Source organism: Pseudomonas cichorii (assembly GCF_003700275.1).
In the GTDB taxonomy this organism is placed as follows: Bacteria; Pseudomonadota; Gammaproteobacteria; order Pseudomonadales; family Pseudomonadaceae; genus Aquipseudomonas; species Aquipseudomonas cichorii_B.
In genome coordinates this window covers 1-17,433 of record NZ_RBRE01000103.1, presented here as the reverse complement: position 1 = coordinate 17,433, position 17,433 = coordinate 1, and the positions used below count along the sequence as shown (strand labels likewise).

The following is a 17,433-nucleotide window of genomic DNA, read 5'->3' as shown; positions in this document are numbered from 1 at the left end:
CGATCCCCAAACAGCAACATCATGTGCAATGACGTTAGCTGCCCTTCGATGGAGCAATACATTGAGCGCTTCCACTGATCGTCCCTTGCGGATCATCCTCGCCGATGACCATCCGATCTTTCTGATCGGCCTGCGGGTGGTGATCGAGCAAGACCATGCCGCGCATGTCGTCGCCCAGGCCTGCTGCCCGGACGAACTGTTGCAGGAACTGCAAAACCATGACTGCGATGTGCTGGTCACGGACTTCATGATGCCTGCCGAGCGGCAGAACGATGGCTTGCGCCTGCTACAACGCATTCATCGCCACTTCCCGAGGCTACCGGTTATCGTGGTGACAACCCTGAGCAATGCCGGGCTGTTCCGGGCGATGCTCTCGCTCAATGTACAAGGGCTGCTGAGCAAGGCCAGCGTGGCCGGCGAGTTGCCGGCGGCGATCCGGAGCATTCGTCGCAATAAAGTGTTCATGGCCGATTCGGTGCAGCGGATTCTGCTCGAAGCCGAGGATCATGGGAGCGACCGGCTCAAAGCACTCGATCAGTTGAGCCCCAGAGAGCTGGAAGTGGTGCGTCTGCTGGCCGCCGGCAATGCCGTCGGGGAAATCGCCACGCAACTGAACCGCAGCAAACAGACCGTCAGTGCGCAAAAAGTCAGTGCCATGCGCAAGCTCGGCCTGGGCAACGAAGCCGCGTTTTTCATTTACCTGCAGGAGCATGGCCTGTCCTGAGCTTTCTTTGCTGGTAAGGATTGTACTTTTTACGTTCCCTGAGCCAGCACGCCAGATCTGTCGCAGACAGCGGCCGCGAGACGAAATACCCCTGAATCGCAGGCGTCTCCAGGACCAGCAGGCTGTGAAAGTCATCGATGTTTTCCACCCCTTCCACCACGATGTCCATCGACAGGCGCCGCGCCATGAACATCGCCCCGGCGACCACTGCCGACTTGCGCGGATCGTCCGCCATGCCCCGGACGAACTCGGTGGGAATCTTCAGCTCAGAGAACGGCAGCTGTAAAAGCCGCTGAATGTTCGAGGCGCCCATCCCGAAATCATCGATGGACAACTTGCAGCCCTGCATGCGCAGGCGCAATAGCGCTTCCAGCTGCCAGACCCTGGGTTGCCGGGCGTCATGTTCTAGAATTTCGAGTGTCAACACGCTTGCCGGCAACTCATAGCGGTTTAGCAGCGCCATGATTCGCGAAGCGAAATCTGTCTGCTCCAGCACCTGAGGAGCAATATTCACCGCCACCGGCAAGGCTTCGCCCTGCCAGCCGCGGACATCGGCGGACAGTTGCAGGGCCTGCTCAAGCACACGCCAGGTCAATGGCACCAGCAGTCCGGCATGTTCGATTGCGCTCATGAAGCTGCCGGGGGCCAATAATCCATGCACGGGATGCTGCCAACGAACCAGTGCCTCGACACCCAGGACATCGCCATCAACACTGACCTTGGGTTGAAAATGGGCGACCCATTGCTCAGCCAGTGCTTGCGGGTCAGGACCATTCTGGCCGGGCGCCACAACCAGCAATTGCTCGCCACAGAACACCGGATAAGGCTGAGAGCTCGACGAACGCTGTTCAGGGATCGGCTCATAGACCTCAAGTAAATCGCACAGCAGCGCTGCTGACGCCGGTTTCTGCAAGTAGCCCAGCACTTCCAGGCCCTGGCTGCGGGCCAATTGCACCACGCCATCGAGCACCGTTTGCGAAGCCTTGCTCAGTACGATCAGCGCCCGGGCCTGGCCCGTCTGCGCCAGATGACGAATCAGCTCCAGGCCATCAGCCCCGTCCATCTGCAGGTCACAGATGGCGATATCGACGCCCCCACGATTGAGCAACGACTGCCTGGCGACTTCGACGCTGTCGGCGGTCAGCACGTCGAAAACCTGATTGGCATTGAGCATCTGATGCAGAGCCATCAATTGAAAAGGATTGTCTTCGAGGATCAGTACTTTGAGAGAGCGCACGGTCATATTTCCAGATCACGGCCTTGGGGCGAAAGTAACCGTACTCTAGGCAACCTTGTGTCTTTGCCCCATAAGACAAGTCCTAAAATCAGGGCACCTGCTCCAGTTGTAACTCGATATCCGCCCGCAAGCTTTCAATCGAAGCATCCAGCACCGGCCAACGCTCGATCAGGGTCGACCCGGACTCGCTCTTCACGCTGGCGTCCAGCGCTGCACAGGCCTTGGCCAGAGGCACCGCATCGACAAGACAGGCAGCACCTTTCAAACGATGCAGGGAGGCGCTCAAGGCCTTCCAGTCACAGGCACCGATGGCAGGCTGCAACAGCTCACGTTCATGGCGCAGGTTTTTCCACAGTTCTCCCAGCAGGCGCTGCATCTGCTGCTCATTGGCCTGGGTCATGCGCCGCAAAGTGCCGATGTCGAATGTCTGTTCGCGAATGACCTTTGCCAGCTCCGCCGACAAACGCTCCAGAGACAAGGGTTTGACCAGCAGGCCGTCCATGCCGATACGTTCGCAGCGAGAACCTTCGTCCTTCATCGCATTGGCCGTACAACCAATGACCGGACAGCGTGGAAGCTGTTCCTGCGCCTCGATATTGCGGATCGCTTCGGTCAGTGCGTAACCGCTGACTCCGGGCATGTTGCAGTCGGTGATCACCGCATCGAACCCCGCTTCACGCCATAACTCCAGCGCCTGCGCGCCGCCTTCGGCGGGCACCACCTGATGGCCGAGAAATTCCAATTGCTGGGTCAGCACCAGACGGTTGGCAGACATGTCATCCACTACCAGCAAACGCAGACTGCGCTGGCCTGGCTGCGGGTCCTGCATCCTCGGCTCGTCCTGCACGCTGCTCAGGCGCTTTACACGTGTCAGGGTGAGTTCGACAGTTACTTGCGTGCCCTGCCCCGGCTCACTGCACAGGCTGATTTTCCCGTTCATCAGTTCCACAAGCTGACGGCAGATACTCAGGCCAAGCCCGGTGCCGCCGTAGCGAGCGGCAATTTCGGCACTGGCCTGGATGAAAGGCTGGAAGATCTGTTCCTGACGGCGAGGATCGATCCCTGCTCCGCTGTCCTGGACAACTATCTGGATACGCGACGCCTCGCTGTGCTCCTCAAGCACGCTGACGGTAAGCACCACGGAGCCCTGCTGGGTGAACTTCAAGGCGTTGCCCAGCACGTTATGCAACACCTGACGCAACCGCAGCGGATCAAGCCAATAGTCGCCCTGGGCCTGACTGGCAAACTCTAGTCTCAGCTCCACGCCTTTTTGCACGGCAAGGGCCGAGAACAGCTGGACAATCCCCTCGCAAAACGGATGCAACGCGGTCGCAGACAAGGACAGTTGCATGCCTCCGGCCTCGATCCGGGCCAGATCGAGACTGTCGCCAATCAACGCGACCAGTTCCCTGGCCGATCGATGCGCCACCTGAATGCTTTGCGAGGGCGTTTCGCCGCGCCGCAATGCCTGTTCACATTCCAGCTCCAGCAGGCCGATGATGGCACCCATGGGTGTACGAATCTCGTGACTCATGCTGGCCAGAAACGCGCTCTTGGCCTCGCTGGCCTGATCGGCATGCCGCAGCGCTTCTTCAAGCTGAGCTGCCAGCTGCTTGCGTTCAGTGATATCGACCCAGCCACCCAGCAGACCCTGCAACTGGCCATCGGCACCGAAGAAAGGCACCGTCCATTGCCAGGCATCGACCTGTTTGCCTGACAACTCCATGGTTCTGTCGGCAAAGATCGGCCGCCTGGTTTCCAATAGCTTGAGATAGTCGGCGTGCATCTGTTCGGCGACGGAGCGCGGAATCAACTCGACATCGATCAGGCGGCGGCCATTCATCTGCTCGAAGCTGATACCGAAGCTTTCTTCATAGCTGCGGTTGCAGGAGATCAGCCGCCCCTTGAGGTCACGGACATAAATGGGATTGGGAATGCCATCGAACAACGCATGCTTGAAAGCCAACTGGTCATTGAGCTGGGTTTCTGCCTTGAGCCGCTGGTGAATCTGGACCTTGAGCCGGCTGCTCCAGACCAGAGATACCATGCCGAGCAACAAGGCCAGCACCACAATCCAGAATACCCACTGCGGGATCCGGCTCCAGAGCGAAGGCTGAGGCAGTACCGAACCCAACCATTTCATGCGAATGGAGCGCATCTCGGCCACCGGAAACGCTTCAAGGGCCTTGTTCAGGATGCTGAGCAGTTCGGGTTGCGACTTGATCACTGAAAAACGGTCGGGGGACCACTTGCCTTCGACACTGCGTGCCACTTTCAAGCGACCGGCCGGAAACAGATAGGCCCCGGCCTCGTTCTGGATCGTGGCATGCGCTTCACCGCTTTCCACCAGTTTGCGCGCCTCGGCGTACGTGGCGACCAGCCGAAGCTCAATCCCCGGGAAATTGCGCCGGATGTCGCCTTCCAGCGCATGCCTTGCAGGCAAGGCCAGTATTCGCCCGGAAAGACTGCTCAGGGATACTTGCGAAGAACTGTCCGAGCGCACGACGAATACCCAGCTATTACCACCGAATGCATAGGTGAAATCCAGAAACTGCCGGCGCTCGGCATTTTCGGCCATCGTGGTATTCATTTCAGCCTCTCCGGCCTTCAGTACTTCGAGGCTCTGCTGGGTCGAAGGTACTTCCTTGTAGATGAACTGCAGGCCGGTCATGCGCGAGATACGCGCCAGCACATCGACATTCAGCCCGACCCAGTTGCCGTTATTGTCCTTGTAGACATAAGGCGGATGCTGGGTAGTCGAGATCGTCACGCCAGGGTGCTTGCTGACCCAGAGCCTTTCTGCCCCGGAGAGGGTGATGCGCTGCCCGCCCACATCGGCCCCCAGCCCCTGGGTCCAGCGCCCCAGCACCTCGCGCCCGACCGCAGGATCGAGGCTGCTCAGAACGCGGTTGATCAAGCCCAGCAGGCGCTGATCGTCCTCACGCACGGCAAAGGCGAAACCCACTGGCGGCAATGCACTCTCGAACTTGACCTGCAGGCCCAGATACGGCCGCAATGCGTTATAGGAACGCACAATCACTTCATTGCCGATAAAGGCGTCGACCTCCCCTTGGCTCAAGGCTTCCAGCGCACTATAGAGATTGGGCGCGATCATGATTTCGCTGTAGGGATAGGTGCTATGCACAACCCTTGAGTCGGCATATCCATCGAGCAACACGACTTTCTTGCCTGTCAGTCCCGACGACGGGCTCGGATCGCTGCCTCGGCCGACCACCACTGAAGAGTCGGGCATGTATTCATGGGAAAATGCCAGCCCCTGCACGGCGCGCTCGAAACCGTTGGCACTGGTGATCATGTCGATGCTGCCACTGCGCAATGCCGCAATCGCCTGCTCGCGCTTGGAAAAGCCGGTCACCTGGATCGGCATGTTCAGCTTGTCGCCAATCAGGCTCAGGTAGTCGGCACTGATGCCCTGATAACGGTTGCGGTCGCTGGTGATATCGATGGGTTCGTAGTCGGCACTGGCAATTCCGACCCGCAGCACCTTGCGCTGCTCCAGCCACTGGCGTTCAGCCGCATCGAGGGGCAAATCGTCCAGCAGGACAAAGGGTGCACTCAGCGTAAACTGCAGATTCTGTACGGCACTTGCGGCCTGACCGAAAGACAGCGCCAACAGGAATAAAATCGTGCGCCATGCACGTCCGGTGATCAGGTTGCCTGTCCTCCTGACTTCACCTTGCATACTTGCCTGTTTCACAACAATTGACTCATCCGTATGAACTCAAAAACCTCCAAAGTTTGGCACGTGAAAATGAGAAGGCCCGCCAAGTGGCGGGCCTAAAGTTGTTACACAACGATTCCGTTATAACGCTTTACCACGATTGCCGTGCTGGCTGACAAAGGCCTGCATGGCTTTGAGGTCATTTGGCAAAACGGTGCAGCGTTCGTCGCGCTCGAACAAATCAGACAAATGTGCAGGGAGCTCAAGAGCTTTTCCTACACCAGCTTTCTCAACGGCGTCAGGAAATTTCACCGGATGGGCCGTTCCGAGGATCACCATCGGCGTGTCGAGGCTGCGACGGCACTCACGCGCGGCCTTGACCCCGATAGCGGTGTGCGGATCCAGCACTTCACCGGTTCGGGCGAACACCTCGGCGATGGTCTCGCACGTCTGCTCGTCACTGACTGCCAGCGAATCGAACAGCTTGCGTGTTTCGGTCCAGCGGTCTTCATCGACGCTGAAACCGCCACCCTGCTTGAAGGTATCCATCAGGCCGGCAATCGCGGCACCGCTGCGACCATGCATATCGAACAGCAGACGCTCGAAGTTCGACGACACCATGATGTCCATCGAAGGCGACAGTGTCGCGTGCAGGGTTTCCTTGACGTACTGGTTGCCGCTCATGAAGCGGTGCAGGATGTCGTTACGGTTGGTGGCCACGATCAGTTGATTGACCGGCAGCCCCATGTTGCGTGCCAGGTAACCGGCGAAGATGTCGCCGAAGTTACCGGTAGGCACGGAGAACGAAACCGAACGCGCCGGGCCACCCAACTGCAGGGCCGCATGGAAGTAGTAGACGATCTGGGCCATGATCCGCGCCCAGTTGATCGAGTTGACCGCAACCAGACGTGTACCTTTCAGGAAGCCCTGATCGGCGAAGCTGGCCTTGACCATTTCCTGGCAATCGTCGAAGTTGCCTTCGATGGCGATGTTATGGATGTTGTCGCCGAAGATGGTAGTCATCTGCCGACGCTGAACGTCCGAAACACGCTTGTTGGGGTGCAGGATGAAGATATCGACGTTGTCGCAACGACGGCAGCCTTCAATCGCGGCAGAGCCGGTATCGCCTGAAGTCGCACCGATGATGACCACACGCTCGCCACGCTTGGCCAGCACATAGTCCAGCAGACGACCGAGCAGTTGCAGGGCAAAGTCCTTGAACGCCAGGGTCGGGCCATGGAACAGCTCAAGCACCCACTCATTGCCGTTCAACTGGCGCAGTGGCGCAACCGAACTGTGGGCGAACACGCCGTAGGTTTCTTCCAGGATCTTCTTGAAATCGGCATCCGGGATGCAGCCATCCACGAACGGACGCATCACCCGGAAAGCCAGCTCGTGATACGGCAGGCCCGCCCATGAGGCGATTTCTTCCTGCGTGAAACGTGGCAGGTTTTCCGGGACGTACAGACCACCATCGCTGGCCAGACCGGCAAGCAGCACATCTTCAAAATTCAACGCCGGCGCCTGGCCGCGGGTACTGATATAGCGCATTTTTTTCAAACCTTTGGTTTGAGCTGCAAGTTTCAAGCTACAGGCTTCAAGCAAGAGCACACGGGCTTCTACTTGCAGCTTGCCGGTTGAAGCTTGCCGCTATCATTAATTCAGATGTTCGACACGGATCCGTACAACCGGGCCCACTACATCCTGCAAGGCTTCCAGAGCCGTGATTGCATCGTTCATGCGCTGCTCGAGTACGCGATGCGTCAGCAGAATCATTGGCACCAGCCCGTCCTGCTCTTCGACTTCTTTCTGCATGATCGATTCAATATTGATGCCGCGCTCGGACAGGATGCTTGCAACCTGGGCCAGCACTCCTGGATGGTCCTTGGCCTGGATGCGCAGGTAGTAGGCACTTTCGCACGCTTCGATCGGCAGGATCGGGTGAGCGGACAGCGAGTCCGGCTGGAAGGCCAGGTGCGGAACGCGATTCTCCGGGTCGGAGGTCATGGCACGTACCACGTCCACCAGATCGGCGACCACGGAAGAAGCGGTTGGCTCCATGCCGGCGCCAGCGCCGTAGAACAGGGTCGAGCCCGATGCATCGCCATTGACCATGACCGCGTTCATCACGCCATTGACGTTGGCGATCAGGCGGTCGGCCGGGATCAGCGTCGGGTGAACACGCAGCTCGATACCCTGCTCGGTGCTGCGCGCAACGCCCAGGTGCTTGATGCGATAACCCAGCGCTTCGGCATAGTTCACATCGGCAGTGGTCAGCTTGGTAATGCCTTCGGTGTAGGCCTTGTCGAACTGCAGCGGGATACCGAATGCGATGGAAGCCAGAATCGTCAGCTTGTGCGCAGCGTCGATGCCTTCGACGTCGAAGGTCGGATCGACTTCGGCGTAACCCAGCGCCTGGGCTTCAGCCAGTACGTCAGGGAAGGTACGGCCTTTCTCGCGCATTTCGGTCAGGATGAAGTTACCGGTACCGTTGATGATCCCGGCGACCCAGTTGATGCGGTTTGCCGACAGACCTTCACGGATGGCCTTGATGACCGGGATACCACCGGCAACAGCGGCCTCGAATGCCACGATCACGCCCTTCTCGCGAGCCTTGGCGAAAATTTCATTGCCGTGGACCGCGATCAGCGCCTTGTTGGCGGTGACCACATGCTTGCCGTTCTCGATAGCCTTGAGCACCAGTTCACGGGCAACGGTGTAGCCACCGATCAGCTCGACGACGATATCGATTTCAGGATTTTCCGCCACCGCGAACACGTCGGTAGTGGTCGGGGTACCGGTAATCTGGCAGTTGGGGTTAGCTGTACGAACCGCAATTTGCGCAACTTCGATTCCACGCCCGGCACGGCGGGCAATCTCCTCGGCGTTACGCTGAAGTACGTTAAAGGTACCGCCACCGACAGTACCCAGCCCACAGATGCCTACTTTGACCGGTTTCACTGATGAACTCCCCGAAAAACGGCCGCCCCGAAGTCGGCCGTGGAAAACAGCCGCATGTCGCCATGCAGCTCCAGATGTTTAGCGGGGCGACGTCACGACGTCACCCCATGCCCATCAGGTTGCCCTGACGAGGCAGGATTATTTGGCGCCCAGCGCCAGCTTTGCAACCTGAGCAGCAGGCTGATAGCCAGGAATCAGTTGGCCATCAGCCAGAACGATGGCCGGCGTGCCATTCACACCAATCGACTGACCAATTTCAAACTGTTTGCTGACCGGGTTTTCGCACTTCGCGGCCTTGATGTCCTTGCCCTCGACCATGCTGTCCATGGCCTGCTTGCGGTCCTTGGAACACCACACCGCCTGCAATTGCTGGTCGCCCGGCGAACCCAGCCCCTGACGCGGGAAAGCCAGGTAGCGCACTTCGATACCCATCTTGTTCAGTTGGGCCACTTCTTCATGCAGCTTATGGCAATAAGGACAGGTGGTGTCGGTAAAGACGGTGATGTGCGACTTGGTTTCACCGATGGCCGGGTAAACCACCATTTCATTGGTCGGAATACCATTGATGGTTTTGGAAATAGCCTGACGCTCGGTCTTCTCGGTCAGGTTGACCGGTTTGCCGTTCTGGATCTGGAACAGGTAGCCCTGCACCACGAACTGGCCATCGGCACTGGCATAAAGAACCCGGCCGCCCTTGAGTTTGACTTCATAGAGGCCATTGAGCGGGCTGGCTGCGATGCTCTCTACAGGCAGTTCCAGTTGCAGCGATTCCAGAGTCTTGCGAATGGCTTGATCGGGTACCGCATCAGCCTGGACGAACGCACTGAAAGAGCCAGCCAGAGCAATAATGGCGGCAGCAAAAACATGAGGCAAGCGCATGAAAACTCCTATAACGGCGGACAGACCGGTGGCGCCGAAAACGGCGGACGCCAGCTTCAATCTGCGAAACCGGCAAAGCCTATCACATAAGGCCTGTAACACCGACCTGCACTGACATAAGTACGGGGACATAAGTTACAGGGATGTTCAGCCGCGCGGGTGGTGCCGGGCATGCATATCCTGCAATCGGGCACGCGCAACATGGGTATAAATCTGGGTCGTGGACAGATCGCTGTGTCCCAGCAACATCTGCACCACCCGCAGGTCGGCACCGTGATTGAGCAAATGCGTGGCAAAGGCATGGCGCAGGGTGTGAGGCGACAGGGATTTGCCGATACCGGCGACCGCCGCCTGATGCTTGATGCGATGCCAGAAGGTCTGCCGCGTCATCTGCTCGCCCCGCAGGCTGGGGAACAGGATGTCGCTGGGGCGTCCGCCCAACAGCTCGTCACGGGCGCCGCGCATGTAACGCTCGACCCAGACGATGGCTTCCTCGCCCATGGGCACCAGACGCTCCTTGCTACCCTTGCCCATGATACGCAACACGCCCTGGCGCAGATTGACCTGCTCAAGCGTCAGGCTGATCAGTTCGGTGACCCGCAGGCCACAAGCATACAGAACTTCCAGCATCGCCCGGTCACGCTCGCCGATGGGTTCGCTCAGATCGGGAGCCGCCAACAGGGCTTCGACATCGGCTTCAGAAAGGGATTTGGGTAATGGCTTGCCCAGTTGCGGCATGTCGATCAGCAAGGTCGGATCGACGCCAATCAGCCGCTCGCGCAGCAGGTAACGATAGAAACCACGCGCTCCGGACAGAAAGCGGGCGGTCGAACGGGGCTTGTAGGCTTGATCCATCCGCCAGGACAAGTGATCGAGAATCACATCGCGCCCGGCACTGATCAAGTCCACGTTACGCTCCTGCAGCCAGCCATTGAACAGGGCCAGATCGCTGCGATAAGAGTCGCGGGTGTTATCGGACAAACCCTTTTCCAGCCACAGCGCATCCAGAAAACGGTCAATCAGAGGGTGGTCGATGGCAGGCATTTTGACTCGGGCTTCGTATTGCGACAGATGAGTTGCATGATTAAACACCCGGCCACAAAAAAGCAGCCCGCAGGCTGCTTTTTTTATGCATCGAAAAACTGTATCAGGACAGTTTTTCCTTGATGCGAGCTGCTTTACCGGACAGGTCACGCAGGTAGTACAGTTTGGCCTTGCGAACGTCGCCGCGACGTTTCACAGCCAGGCTGTCGATTTGCGGGCTGTAGGTCTGGAAAGTACGCTCAACGCCAACACCGTTGGAGATTTTACGAACAGTGAAAGCACTGTTCACGCCACGGTTACGCTTGGCAATTACAACGCCTTCAAACGCTTGCAGACGTGCACGGTCGCCTTCCTTCACTTTCACTTGAACGACAACAGTGTCGCCCGGGGCAAAGGTAGGGATCTCTTTGGTCATCTGCTCTGCTTCGAGGGCAAGAATGATTTTGTTAGTCATGCTGGTGCTCCTAAGGTAATCCGTATGGATCGACCATCGATACGTTAACTATCGTCCCGCTCGCGGATGTATTCCGCCAGCAGCTTCTTCTCTTCTCCAGAAAGCGAGCGGCTTTCCAGAAGATCGGCGCGTCGTTGCCAGGTCCGCCCAAGGGACTGCTGTAAACGCCAACGCCGGATGTGCGCGTGATTGCCACTTAGCAACACGTCGGGAACACGCTGATCCGCATACACCTCAGGTCGGGTGTAATGCGGGCAATCCAGCAGACCGTCCGTGAAGGAATCTTCCTCCGCGGAGTCCACATGCCCTAAAGCTCCAGGCAGCAGTCGCGTAACCGCGTCGATCAGCACCATCGCCGGTAGCTCGCCACCGGACAGTACATAGTCACCAATCGACCACTCTTCATCGACATGAGCATCAATAAAACGCTCGTCAATGCCTTCATAACGACCGGCGATGAGGATAATCGCTTCCTCCTGCGCCAGTTCGCGTACCGCCGACTGATCCAGTTTGCGGCCTTGTGGCGACAGGTAAATCACCTTCGCCGCATCCCCCGCCGCTTGCCTGGCCTGAACCAGAGCATCTTCAAGGGGCTTGATCTTCATCACCATGCCCGGACCACCGCCAAATGGGCGATCATCCACAGTGTGATGACGATCAGTGGTGTAGTCCCGCGGATTCCAACAAGTCAGCTGCATGAGCCCTTGTTTCACCGCTCGGCTGGTTATGCCGTATTCGCTGATGGCGGAAAACATCTCCGGGAACAAACTGATGACTTCTATGCGTAGGCTAGCCATGGCACTTAGAAGTCCGCATCCCAATCCACCTTCATCTCGCCGGCGCCCAGGTCGATTGCCAGCACACATTGCTCCGTATAGGGCAACAGACGCTCGCGATCATCCAGACTGCCCGCGCAGGGCTTGACCACCATTACATCGTTCGAGCCGGTTTCAAGCAGGTGATCGATCTTGCCGAGCAATTGCCCGAGCGTGTCGATGACCTTGAGGCCTTCAAGCTGGTACCAGTAGTACTCGCCATCGTCCAGATCAGGGAACAGGCTGCGCTGCACGCAGATTTCGCAACCGGACAGAAGACGAGCTTCGTCGCGATCATCGAGATCCTTGAGCTTTGCGACCAGGAACTTGCCTTGCAAGCGTCCACTGACCAGCTCTACCTGTTTTTCCACTCGCCCTTCGCGCCGTAGCGTCCAGGTGTTGTAGTCCAGCAGGTTATCAACCGGATCCGTAAAGGAATAAACCTTCACTTCGCCGCGAACGCCATGAACCGAGAAAATCTTGCCAATGACGATCAGATCGTCGGCAGATGCAGGCGTCGCGTTCATAGGTTTCAGGCCGCAGCCTTGGCCTTGTTGTGCTCTTTGATCAACTGAGCAACGCGCTCGGAAGTCTGAGCACCAACACCCAGCCAGTAGTTCAGGCGTTCTTCGTTGACGGACAGACGAACTTCCTGACCACGAGCGATCGGGTTGAAGAAGCCGATTTGTTCCTTGTGGGAACCGTCACGAGCGTTGCGGCTGTCGGTTACGGTCAGGTGGTAAAACGGGCGCTTTTTGGAGCCGCCAAGGGCAAGACGGATGGTTAGCATTGAACATCGTTCCTGTAGTCGGTGCTGCAAATCTAAGATGCACAGCGGGCATAGGTGCCCGAAAGGCCGCATATTCTAAGGAATATCCCGACTTTTGCAAATGTCTTTTTCCGGCGCCTGTCGGCATGCCGTGCAGATTTGCCATGAAGCTGTCGTCAGACAGCGTGTTGAGTCCCGCAGAATGCGGGCTTGCCGGAGGCCAGGCCTCCGGAATGAGCGCGCGCAAAGCAACTTGCGCGCGGCGCAATCACATCTTCGGCATGCCGCCGCCGGGGAACATTCCACCCATGCCGCGCATCATTTTTGCCATTCCGCCCTTGGCGGAGAATTTCTTCATCATCTTCTGCATCTGTTTGTGCTGCTTGATCAGGCGCCCGATGTCCTGCACCTGGGTCCCTGAACCAATGGCGATGCGACGCTTGCGCGAACCGCTGATCAGATCGGGATCACGACGCTCGGCAGGAGTCATCGAGTTGATGATGGCTTCCATCTGCTTGAACTGCTTCTCGGCGGCGCCCTGGGCATTGCCCATTTGCGAGACATTCATGCCACCGATACTTGGCAGCTTGTCCATGAGGCCACCAAGGCCACCCATGTTCTTCATTTGTTGCAGTTGATCGCGGAAATCCTCGAGATCGAAGCCCTTGCCCTTCTTGAGCTTCTTCGCCAGCTTGTCGGCTTTCTCTTTATCCAGAGTCTGCTCGGCCTGCTCGATCAGGCTGAGCACGTCGCCCATGCCGAGAATACGCGAGGCGATACGATCCGGATGGAAGGGTTCCAGCGCTTCGCTCTTCTCGCCCATACCGATGAACTTGATCGGCTTGCCGGTGATCGCACGTACCGACAACGCAGCACCGCCACGGGCATCGCCATCGACCTTGGTGAGAATCACACCGGTCAACGGCAGCGCATCGCCGAACGCCTTGGCGGTGTTGGCCGCATCCTGACCGGTCATGGCATCGACCACGAACAGGGTTTCTGCCGGCTTGACCACGGCATGCAGCGCCTGGATCTCGCCCATCATCTCGGCATCGACGTGCAGGCGACCCGCGGTATCGACGATCACTACATCAATGAACTTGAGCTTGGCTTCGCGGATGGCCGCCTGGGCGATATCCACAGGCTTCTGGCTGATATCGGAGGCGAAGAATGTCACGCCGATATCGTTGGCCAGGGTTTCAAGCTGCTTGATAGCGGCCGGACGATAGACGTCCACCGACACCACCATCACGGTTTTCTTCTTGCGCTCTTTAAGGAAGCGCGCCAGCTTGCCGGCCGTGGTGGTTTTACCCGCACCCTGCAGACCGGCCATCAGCACCACTGCCGGAGGCGTGACGTTGAGCACCAGATCTTCGTTGGCGGCGCCCATCAGGCTTTCGAGTTCGGCCTGAACGATCTTCACGAACGCCTGGCCCGGCGTCAGGCTGCGCGACACCTCGGTGCCGACGGCGCGTTCCTTGACGTTGTTGACGAAGTCCTTGACCACCGGCAGGGCGACATCGGCTTCGAGCAAAGCCATACGCACTTCGCGCAAGGTATCTTTGATGTTGTCCTCGGTCAGCTTGGCCTTGCCAGTTACGTGGCGCAGCGTCTGCGAGAGGCGGTCGGTAAGGTTTTCAAACATGCGCGATCCTTTAAGGCTCTGGTCGAACCCCGGTTGATGCGGCCCGGCCCGCGATGAAGAAAATGGCGCTCGGCGAGCCTGCGGCTTGAGCAGGTCGCGGATTATAGCGAAGACTCCGCGGAACTGACACTACGCAGACTGCTTATGTAGTCTTTCGTGAAATGTCGGTTGTATGCCAAACTCAGCGTCTTTCAGGCCCGTCCATCAGGATCTATGTTCCCTTTATCCACCAGCCTGCTCTCAAGCCTCGCCGCCGCCAGCCTCTATGCCGCTGCGACCGTCTATCAGGGCGTCCGCCTGAGCCGGACCGCCAAACCCGACAAGCGGCTGCTTGGCCTGCTGGGAACACTGGCCGTGATTGCCCACGCCATCGGTCTTTACTCGCAACTGGCCAACCCGGCGGGCATGGGCCTGGACTTCTTCAATGCCGCCAGCCTGATCGCCGTCTCGGTGATAGCCCTGACCCTGATCGCCACCACGCGCATTCCCGTGGAAAACCTGCTGGTGCTGCTGTTTCCACTGGGCATGACCACCGTCCTGCTGGCCCAGTACGCACCCAGCGGCACGGTGCAGCCGATCATCGAAGAGCCGGGCATTCTCAGTCATATCCTGCTTTCCATTCTGGCCTACGGCATGTTCACCATCGCTGTGTTCCAGGCGCTGTTGGTGCTGGTGCAGGATCACCAGCTCAAGCACAAGCACCCTTCCGGACTGATCAAGAACTTCCCGCCGCTGCAAACCATGGAAAGCCTGCTGTTCGGTTTTCTCTGGGCCGGCTGGACACTGCTGTCGATGTCACTGATTTCCGGCTGGCTGTTCGTCGAGAACCTGTTTGCCCAGCATCTGGTGCACAAGACCCTGCTAGCCTGTCTGGCCTGGATAGTGTTCAGCGTATTGCTGTGGGGACGCAACCATCTCGGCTGGCGTGGACACAAGGCCATTCGCTGGACCCTGGGCGGCTTCTGCCTGCTGATGCTGGCCTATTTCGGCAGCAAGCTGGTACGCGAATTCATTCTGCATATCTGACGGGCGTCGATCATGGATAATCTGCCCATCGGCCCACTTCTGGGTGTGCTGACTCTCCTGATGCTCTGGTCCGGACTGCTGACCGCAGTCGAAACCGCGCATCATCAGCTCAAGGCCTTGCGCGCCGGCAGTCGCCCCCACGAAGCGGCGGCCTTTCCCGAACTGGCCTTTGAACTCAACAGCCTGATTTTCAGCAATACGCTGATCAAGACCCTGATCACCGTTATCGCCACGCTGATCGCCCTCGGTGGCTGGTTCAATAATGGCCCGACCGTGGCCTGGCTCGTCACCGCAGGCGTCATGCTGGTCTTTGCCGAGTTCATCCCGCGTCGGCTGGCCGCCCGCTACCCGGTCGCCACGCTATTGCTCGGCAACGGCACCCTGCACATTCCGATGAAAATCGTCTGGCCGCTGGCCCGCGTATTCAGCGCCCTTGCCAAGTACCTGCTGCGCCTTTTCGGCATGCGTCAGGTCGCCAGCCAGGATCAGGACTTTGCCGAGGACGCTCAGAAGCCCAGCCACGATGGCGTTCAAGAGCATCACCCGCGGGCCAATGTACTGTCCGGCATTCATGCCCTGGACAGCATTACGGTCAACGACATTCTGATACCACGCAACGAAGTGGATGGCGTCAACATCGACGACCCCATCGAAGAGATCATCGAAAGCCTGATCATTTCGCGCCACACTCGCCTGCCGGTCTATCACAACGATATCAATCAGGTGCAGGGCGTCCTCAACACCCGCCAGATCAGCCACCTGTTGCCCAAGGGCGAACTGACCAAGGAGCAATTGCTGGCCGTCTGCTACGAGCCTTACTTTGTGCCCGAGAGCACGCCCCTGCAGTTGCAACTGCTCAACTTCCACAAGCAACAGCGCCGACTGGGCGTGGTGGTAGATGAATATGGTGAAGTGCTGGGGATTGTCAGCCTGGAAGATATCCTCGAAGAAATCGTCGGCGAGTTCGAGAACGAACAGACCCTCAACAACCCCCACGTCACCCGTCAGGCCGACGGTCGCCTTGAAGTGGAAGGCGCCGCATCGATTCGCGAGCTGAACAAAAGCCTGGGCTGGCACCTGCCTTCCGACGGCCCCAAGACCCTCAACGGCCTGGTGACCGAAGCGCTGGAAACCATACCCGAAGGTCCGGTGTGCCTTAAGATCGGCCCGTACCGGCTGGAAATCCTGGAAACCGAGGACAATCGCGTGAAGCGCGTCATGATGTGGCAGAACGCACCGAGTCTGGTCTTTAACTGAATCCCGACGAGATGTGGCTACTTGTTTCGCGAGCGAAGCCCTTCCTATAATCCTTGCGCTTACCCAGCCAGCCGTCGCGCGTGCTACCCGCACCCAGCGCAGACGGCCAGTCATTCAGCCTGAACGACTCGTATATTCCCTGGCACGCTCCCATCCCCGAGCCTTGCCATTGCCTCCAGGCCCAACCGGGCCAATCTGCTCAGCGCTGCTGCCCACAATCACAAGAATGAATACTTGCCGCTGCGTGATAAACGCCAGGCAAGATGACTGTCAGGGATAACCGCATGACCAGCACCGCCACACTCAACGAAAACGACGACACTCAAACACCACCCACCAACTCGGCAACCCGCGTAGCGACGGCCAGCTTCATCGGCACCGCCATCGAGTTCTACGATTTTTATGTCTACGCCACGGCAGCGGCGCTGGTGATCGGTCCGGTGTTCTTTCCGCAGACCTCCGGCACCGCACAGATGCTGTCGTCGTTCCTGACCTTTGGTATAGCCTTCCTCGCCCGCCCATTGGGCTCGGCACTGTTCGGCCATTTCGGTGACCGCATAGGCCGCAAATCGACGCTGGTCGCCTCATTGCTGCTGATGGGCGTCTGCACCACCCTGATTGGTGTACTGCCGGGCTATGCGACCATCGGGGCCTGGGCACCGATCATTCTCTGCCTGCTGCGCTTCGGCCAGGGCCTGGGACTGGGCGGTGAATGGGGCGGCGCAGCACTGCTGGCCACCGAAAATGCGCCCAAGGGCAAACGCGCCTGGTTCGGCATGTTTCCGCAACTGGGCCCCTCGATTGGATTCCTGGCCGCCAATGGCCTGTTCCTGGCACTGGCGTTGACGCTGGACGACGAGCAATTCCGTGATTGGGGCTGGCGAATTCCTTTCCTGCTCAGCGCCGCGCTGGTCATGGTCGGTTTATATGTGCGCCTGAA

At 58.6% G+C, this 17,433-nt stretch carries 15 protein-coding genes; 4 read left to right on the top strand and 11 right to left on the bottom strand.

Going from position 1 to position 17,433, the window contains the following annotated elements; all coding sequences use genetic code 11:
• Nucleotides 1-61 precede the first annotated feature (61 nt).
• Entirely contained in the window at nucleotides 62-724 is a 663-nt protein-coding gene (locus tag ALQ04_RS26070; protein WP_122318660.1) for a response regulator, read from the top strand.
• Here the strand turns inward: ALQ04_RS26070 and ALQ04_RS26065 are convergent.
• From ALQ04_RS26065 to ffh, 11 genes are all read right to left on the bottom strand, one after another.
• Entirely contained in the window at nucleotides 693-1,961 is a 1,269-nt protein-coding gene (locus tag ALQ04_RS26065; RefSeq protein ID WP_122318775.1) for an EAL domain-containing protein, read from the bottom strand. The genes ALQ04_RS26070 and ALQ04_RS26065 overlap by 32 nt on opposite strands.
• Before the next feature lie 88 nt (nucleotides 1,962-2,049).
• Nucleotides 2,050-5,664, bottom strand: coding sequence for a transporter substrate-binding domain-containing protein (locus ALQ04_RS26060; protein ID WP_122318659.1), 3,615 nt, complete (start codon nucleotides 5,662-5,664; stop codon nucleotides 2,050-2,052).
• A 120-nt stretch (nucleotides 5,665-5,784) separates the two neighbouring features.
• Nucleotides 5,785-7,194: a threonine synthase gene (thrC, locus tag ALQ04_RS26055; protein WP_122318774.1), complete on the bottom strand. Its 1,410-nt coding sequence runs from the start codon at nucleotides 7,192-7,194 to the stop codon at nucleotides 5,785-5,787.
• A gap of 105 nt (nucleotides 7,195-7,299) precedes the next feature.
• Nucleotides 7,300-8,604, bottom strand: coding sequence for a homoserine dehydrogenase (locus ALQ04_RS26050; RefSeq protein ID WP_122318658.1), 1,305 nt, complete (start codon nucleotides 8,602-8,604; stop codon nucleotides 7,300-7,302).
• A gap of 138 nt (nucleotides 8,605-8,742) precedes the next feature.
• Nucleotides 8,743-9,483 (bottom strand): bifunctional protein-disulfide isomerase/oxidoreductase DsbC, encoded by a 741-nt coding sequence (gene dsbC, locus ALQ04_RS26045; protein WP_122318657.1) that lies wholly within the window; start codon nucleotides 9,481-9,483, stop codon nucleotides 8,743-8,745.
• 147 nt (nucleotides 9,484-9,630) lie between these two features.
• Entirely contained in the window at nucleotides 9,631-10,527 is an 897-nt protein-coding gene (gene xerD / locus ALQ04_RS26040; protein ID WP_122318656.1) for a site-specific tyrosine recombinase XerD, read from the bottom strand.
• A 103-nt stretch (nucleotides 10,528-10,630) separates the two neighbouring features.
• A complete protein-coding gene (gene rplS, locus ALQ04_RS26035; protein WP_027902605.1) occupies nucleotides 10,631-10,981 on the bottom strand; it encodes a 50S ribosomal protein L19 in 351 nt (116 codons plus the stop codon).
• Between the two features lie 44 nt (nucleotides 10,982-11,025).
• Nucleotides 11,026-11,778: a tRNA (guanosine(37)-N1)-methyltransferase TrmD gene (gene trmD, locus ALQ04_RS26030; RefSeq protein ID WP_122318655.1), complete on the bottom strand. Its 753-nt coding sequence runs from the start codon at nucleotides 11,776-11,778 to the stop codon at nucleotides 11,026-11,028.
• Between the two features lie 5 nt (nucleotides 11,779-11,783).
• Entirely contained in the window at nucleotides 11,784-12,323 is a 540-nt protein-coding gene (gene rimM, locus ALQ04_RS26025) for a ribosome maturation factor RimM (RefSeq protein ID WP_122318654.1), read from the bottom strand.
• A gap of 5 nt (nucleotides 12,324-12,328) precedes the next feature.
• Nucleotides 12,329-12,586, bottom strand: a complete 258-nt coding sequence (gene rpsP, locus ALQ04_RS26020; protein ID WP_025258884.1) for a 30S ribosomal protein S16 — start codon at nucleotides 12,584-12,586, stop codon at nucleotides 12,329-12,331.
• A 247-nt stretch (nucleotides 12,587-12,833) separates the two neighbouring features.
• Nucleotides 12,834-14,210: a signal recognition particle protein gene (gene ffh / locus ALQ04_RS26015; protein WP_122318653.1), complete on the bottom strand. Its 1,377-nt coding sequence runs from the start codon at nucleotides 14,208-14,210 to the stop codon at nucleotides 12,834-12,836.
• Nucleotides 14,211-14,423: 213 nt separating this feature from the next.
• Here ffh and ALQ04_RS26010 point away from each other — a divergent pair, with 213 nt between their 5' ends.
• From ALQ04_RS26010 to ALQ04_RS26000, 3 genes are all read left to right on the top strand, one after another.
• Nucleotides 14,424-15,236: an inner membrane protein YpjD gene (locus tag ALQ04_RS26010; RefSeq protein ID WP_122318652.1), complete on the top strand. Its 813-nt coding sequence runs from the start codon at nucleotides 14,424-14,426 to the stop codon at nucleotides 15,234-15,236.
• A gap of 12 nt (nucleotides 15,237-15,248) precedes the next feature.
• The gene (locus tag ALQ04_RS26005; RefSeq protein WP_122318651.1) at nucleotides 15,249-16,493 is read left to right on the top strand and encodes a transporter associated domain-containing protein; all 1,245 of its coding nucleotides are present in this window, start codon (nucleotides 15,249-15,251) and stop codon (nucleotides 16,491-16,493) included.
• Nucleotides 16,494-16,777: 284 nt separating this feature from the next.
• On the top strand, nucleotides 16,778-17,433 hold a 656-nt coding region (locus tag ALQ04_RS26000), incomplete at its 3' end, for an MFS transporter (protein WP_122318773.1).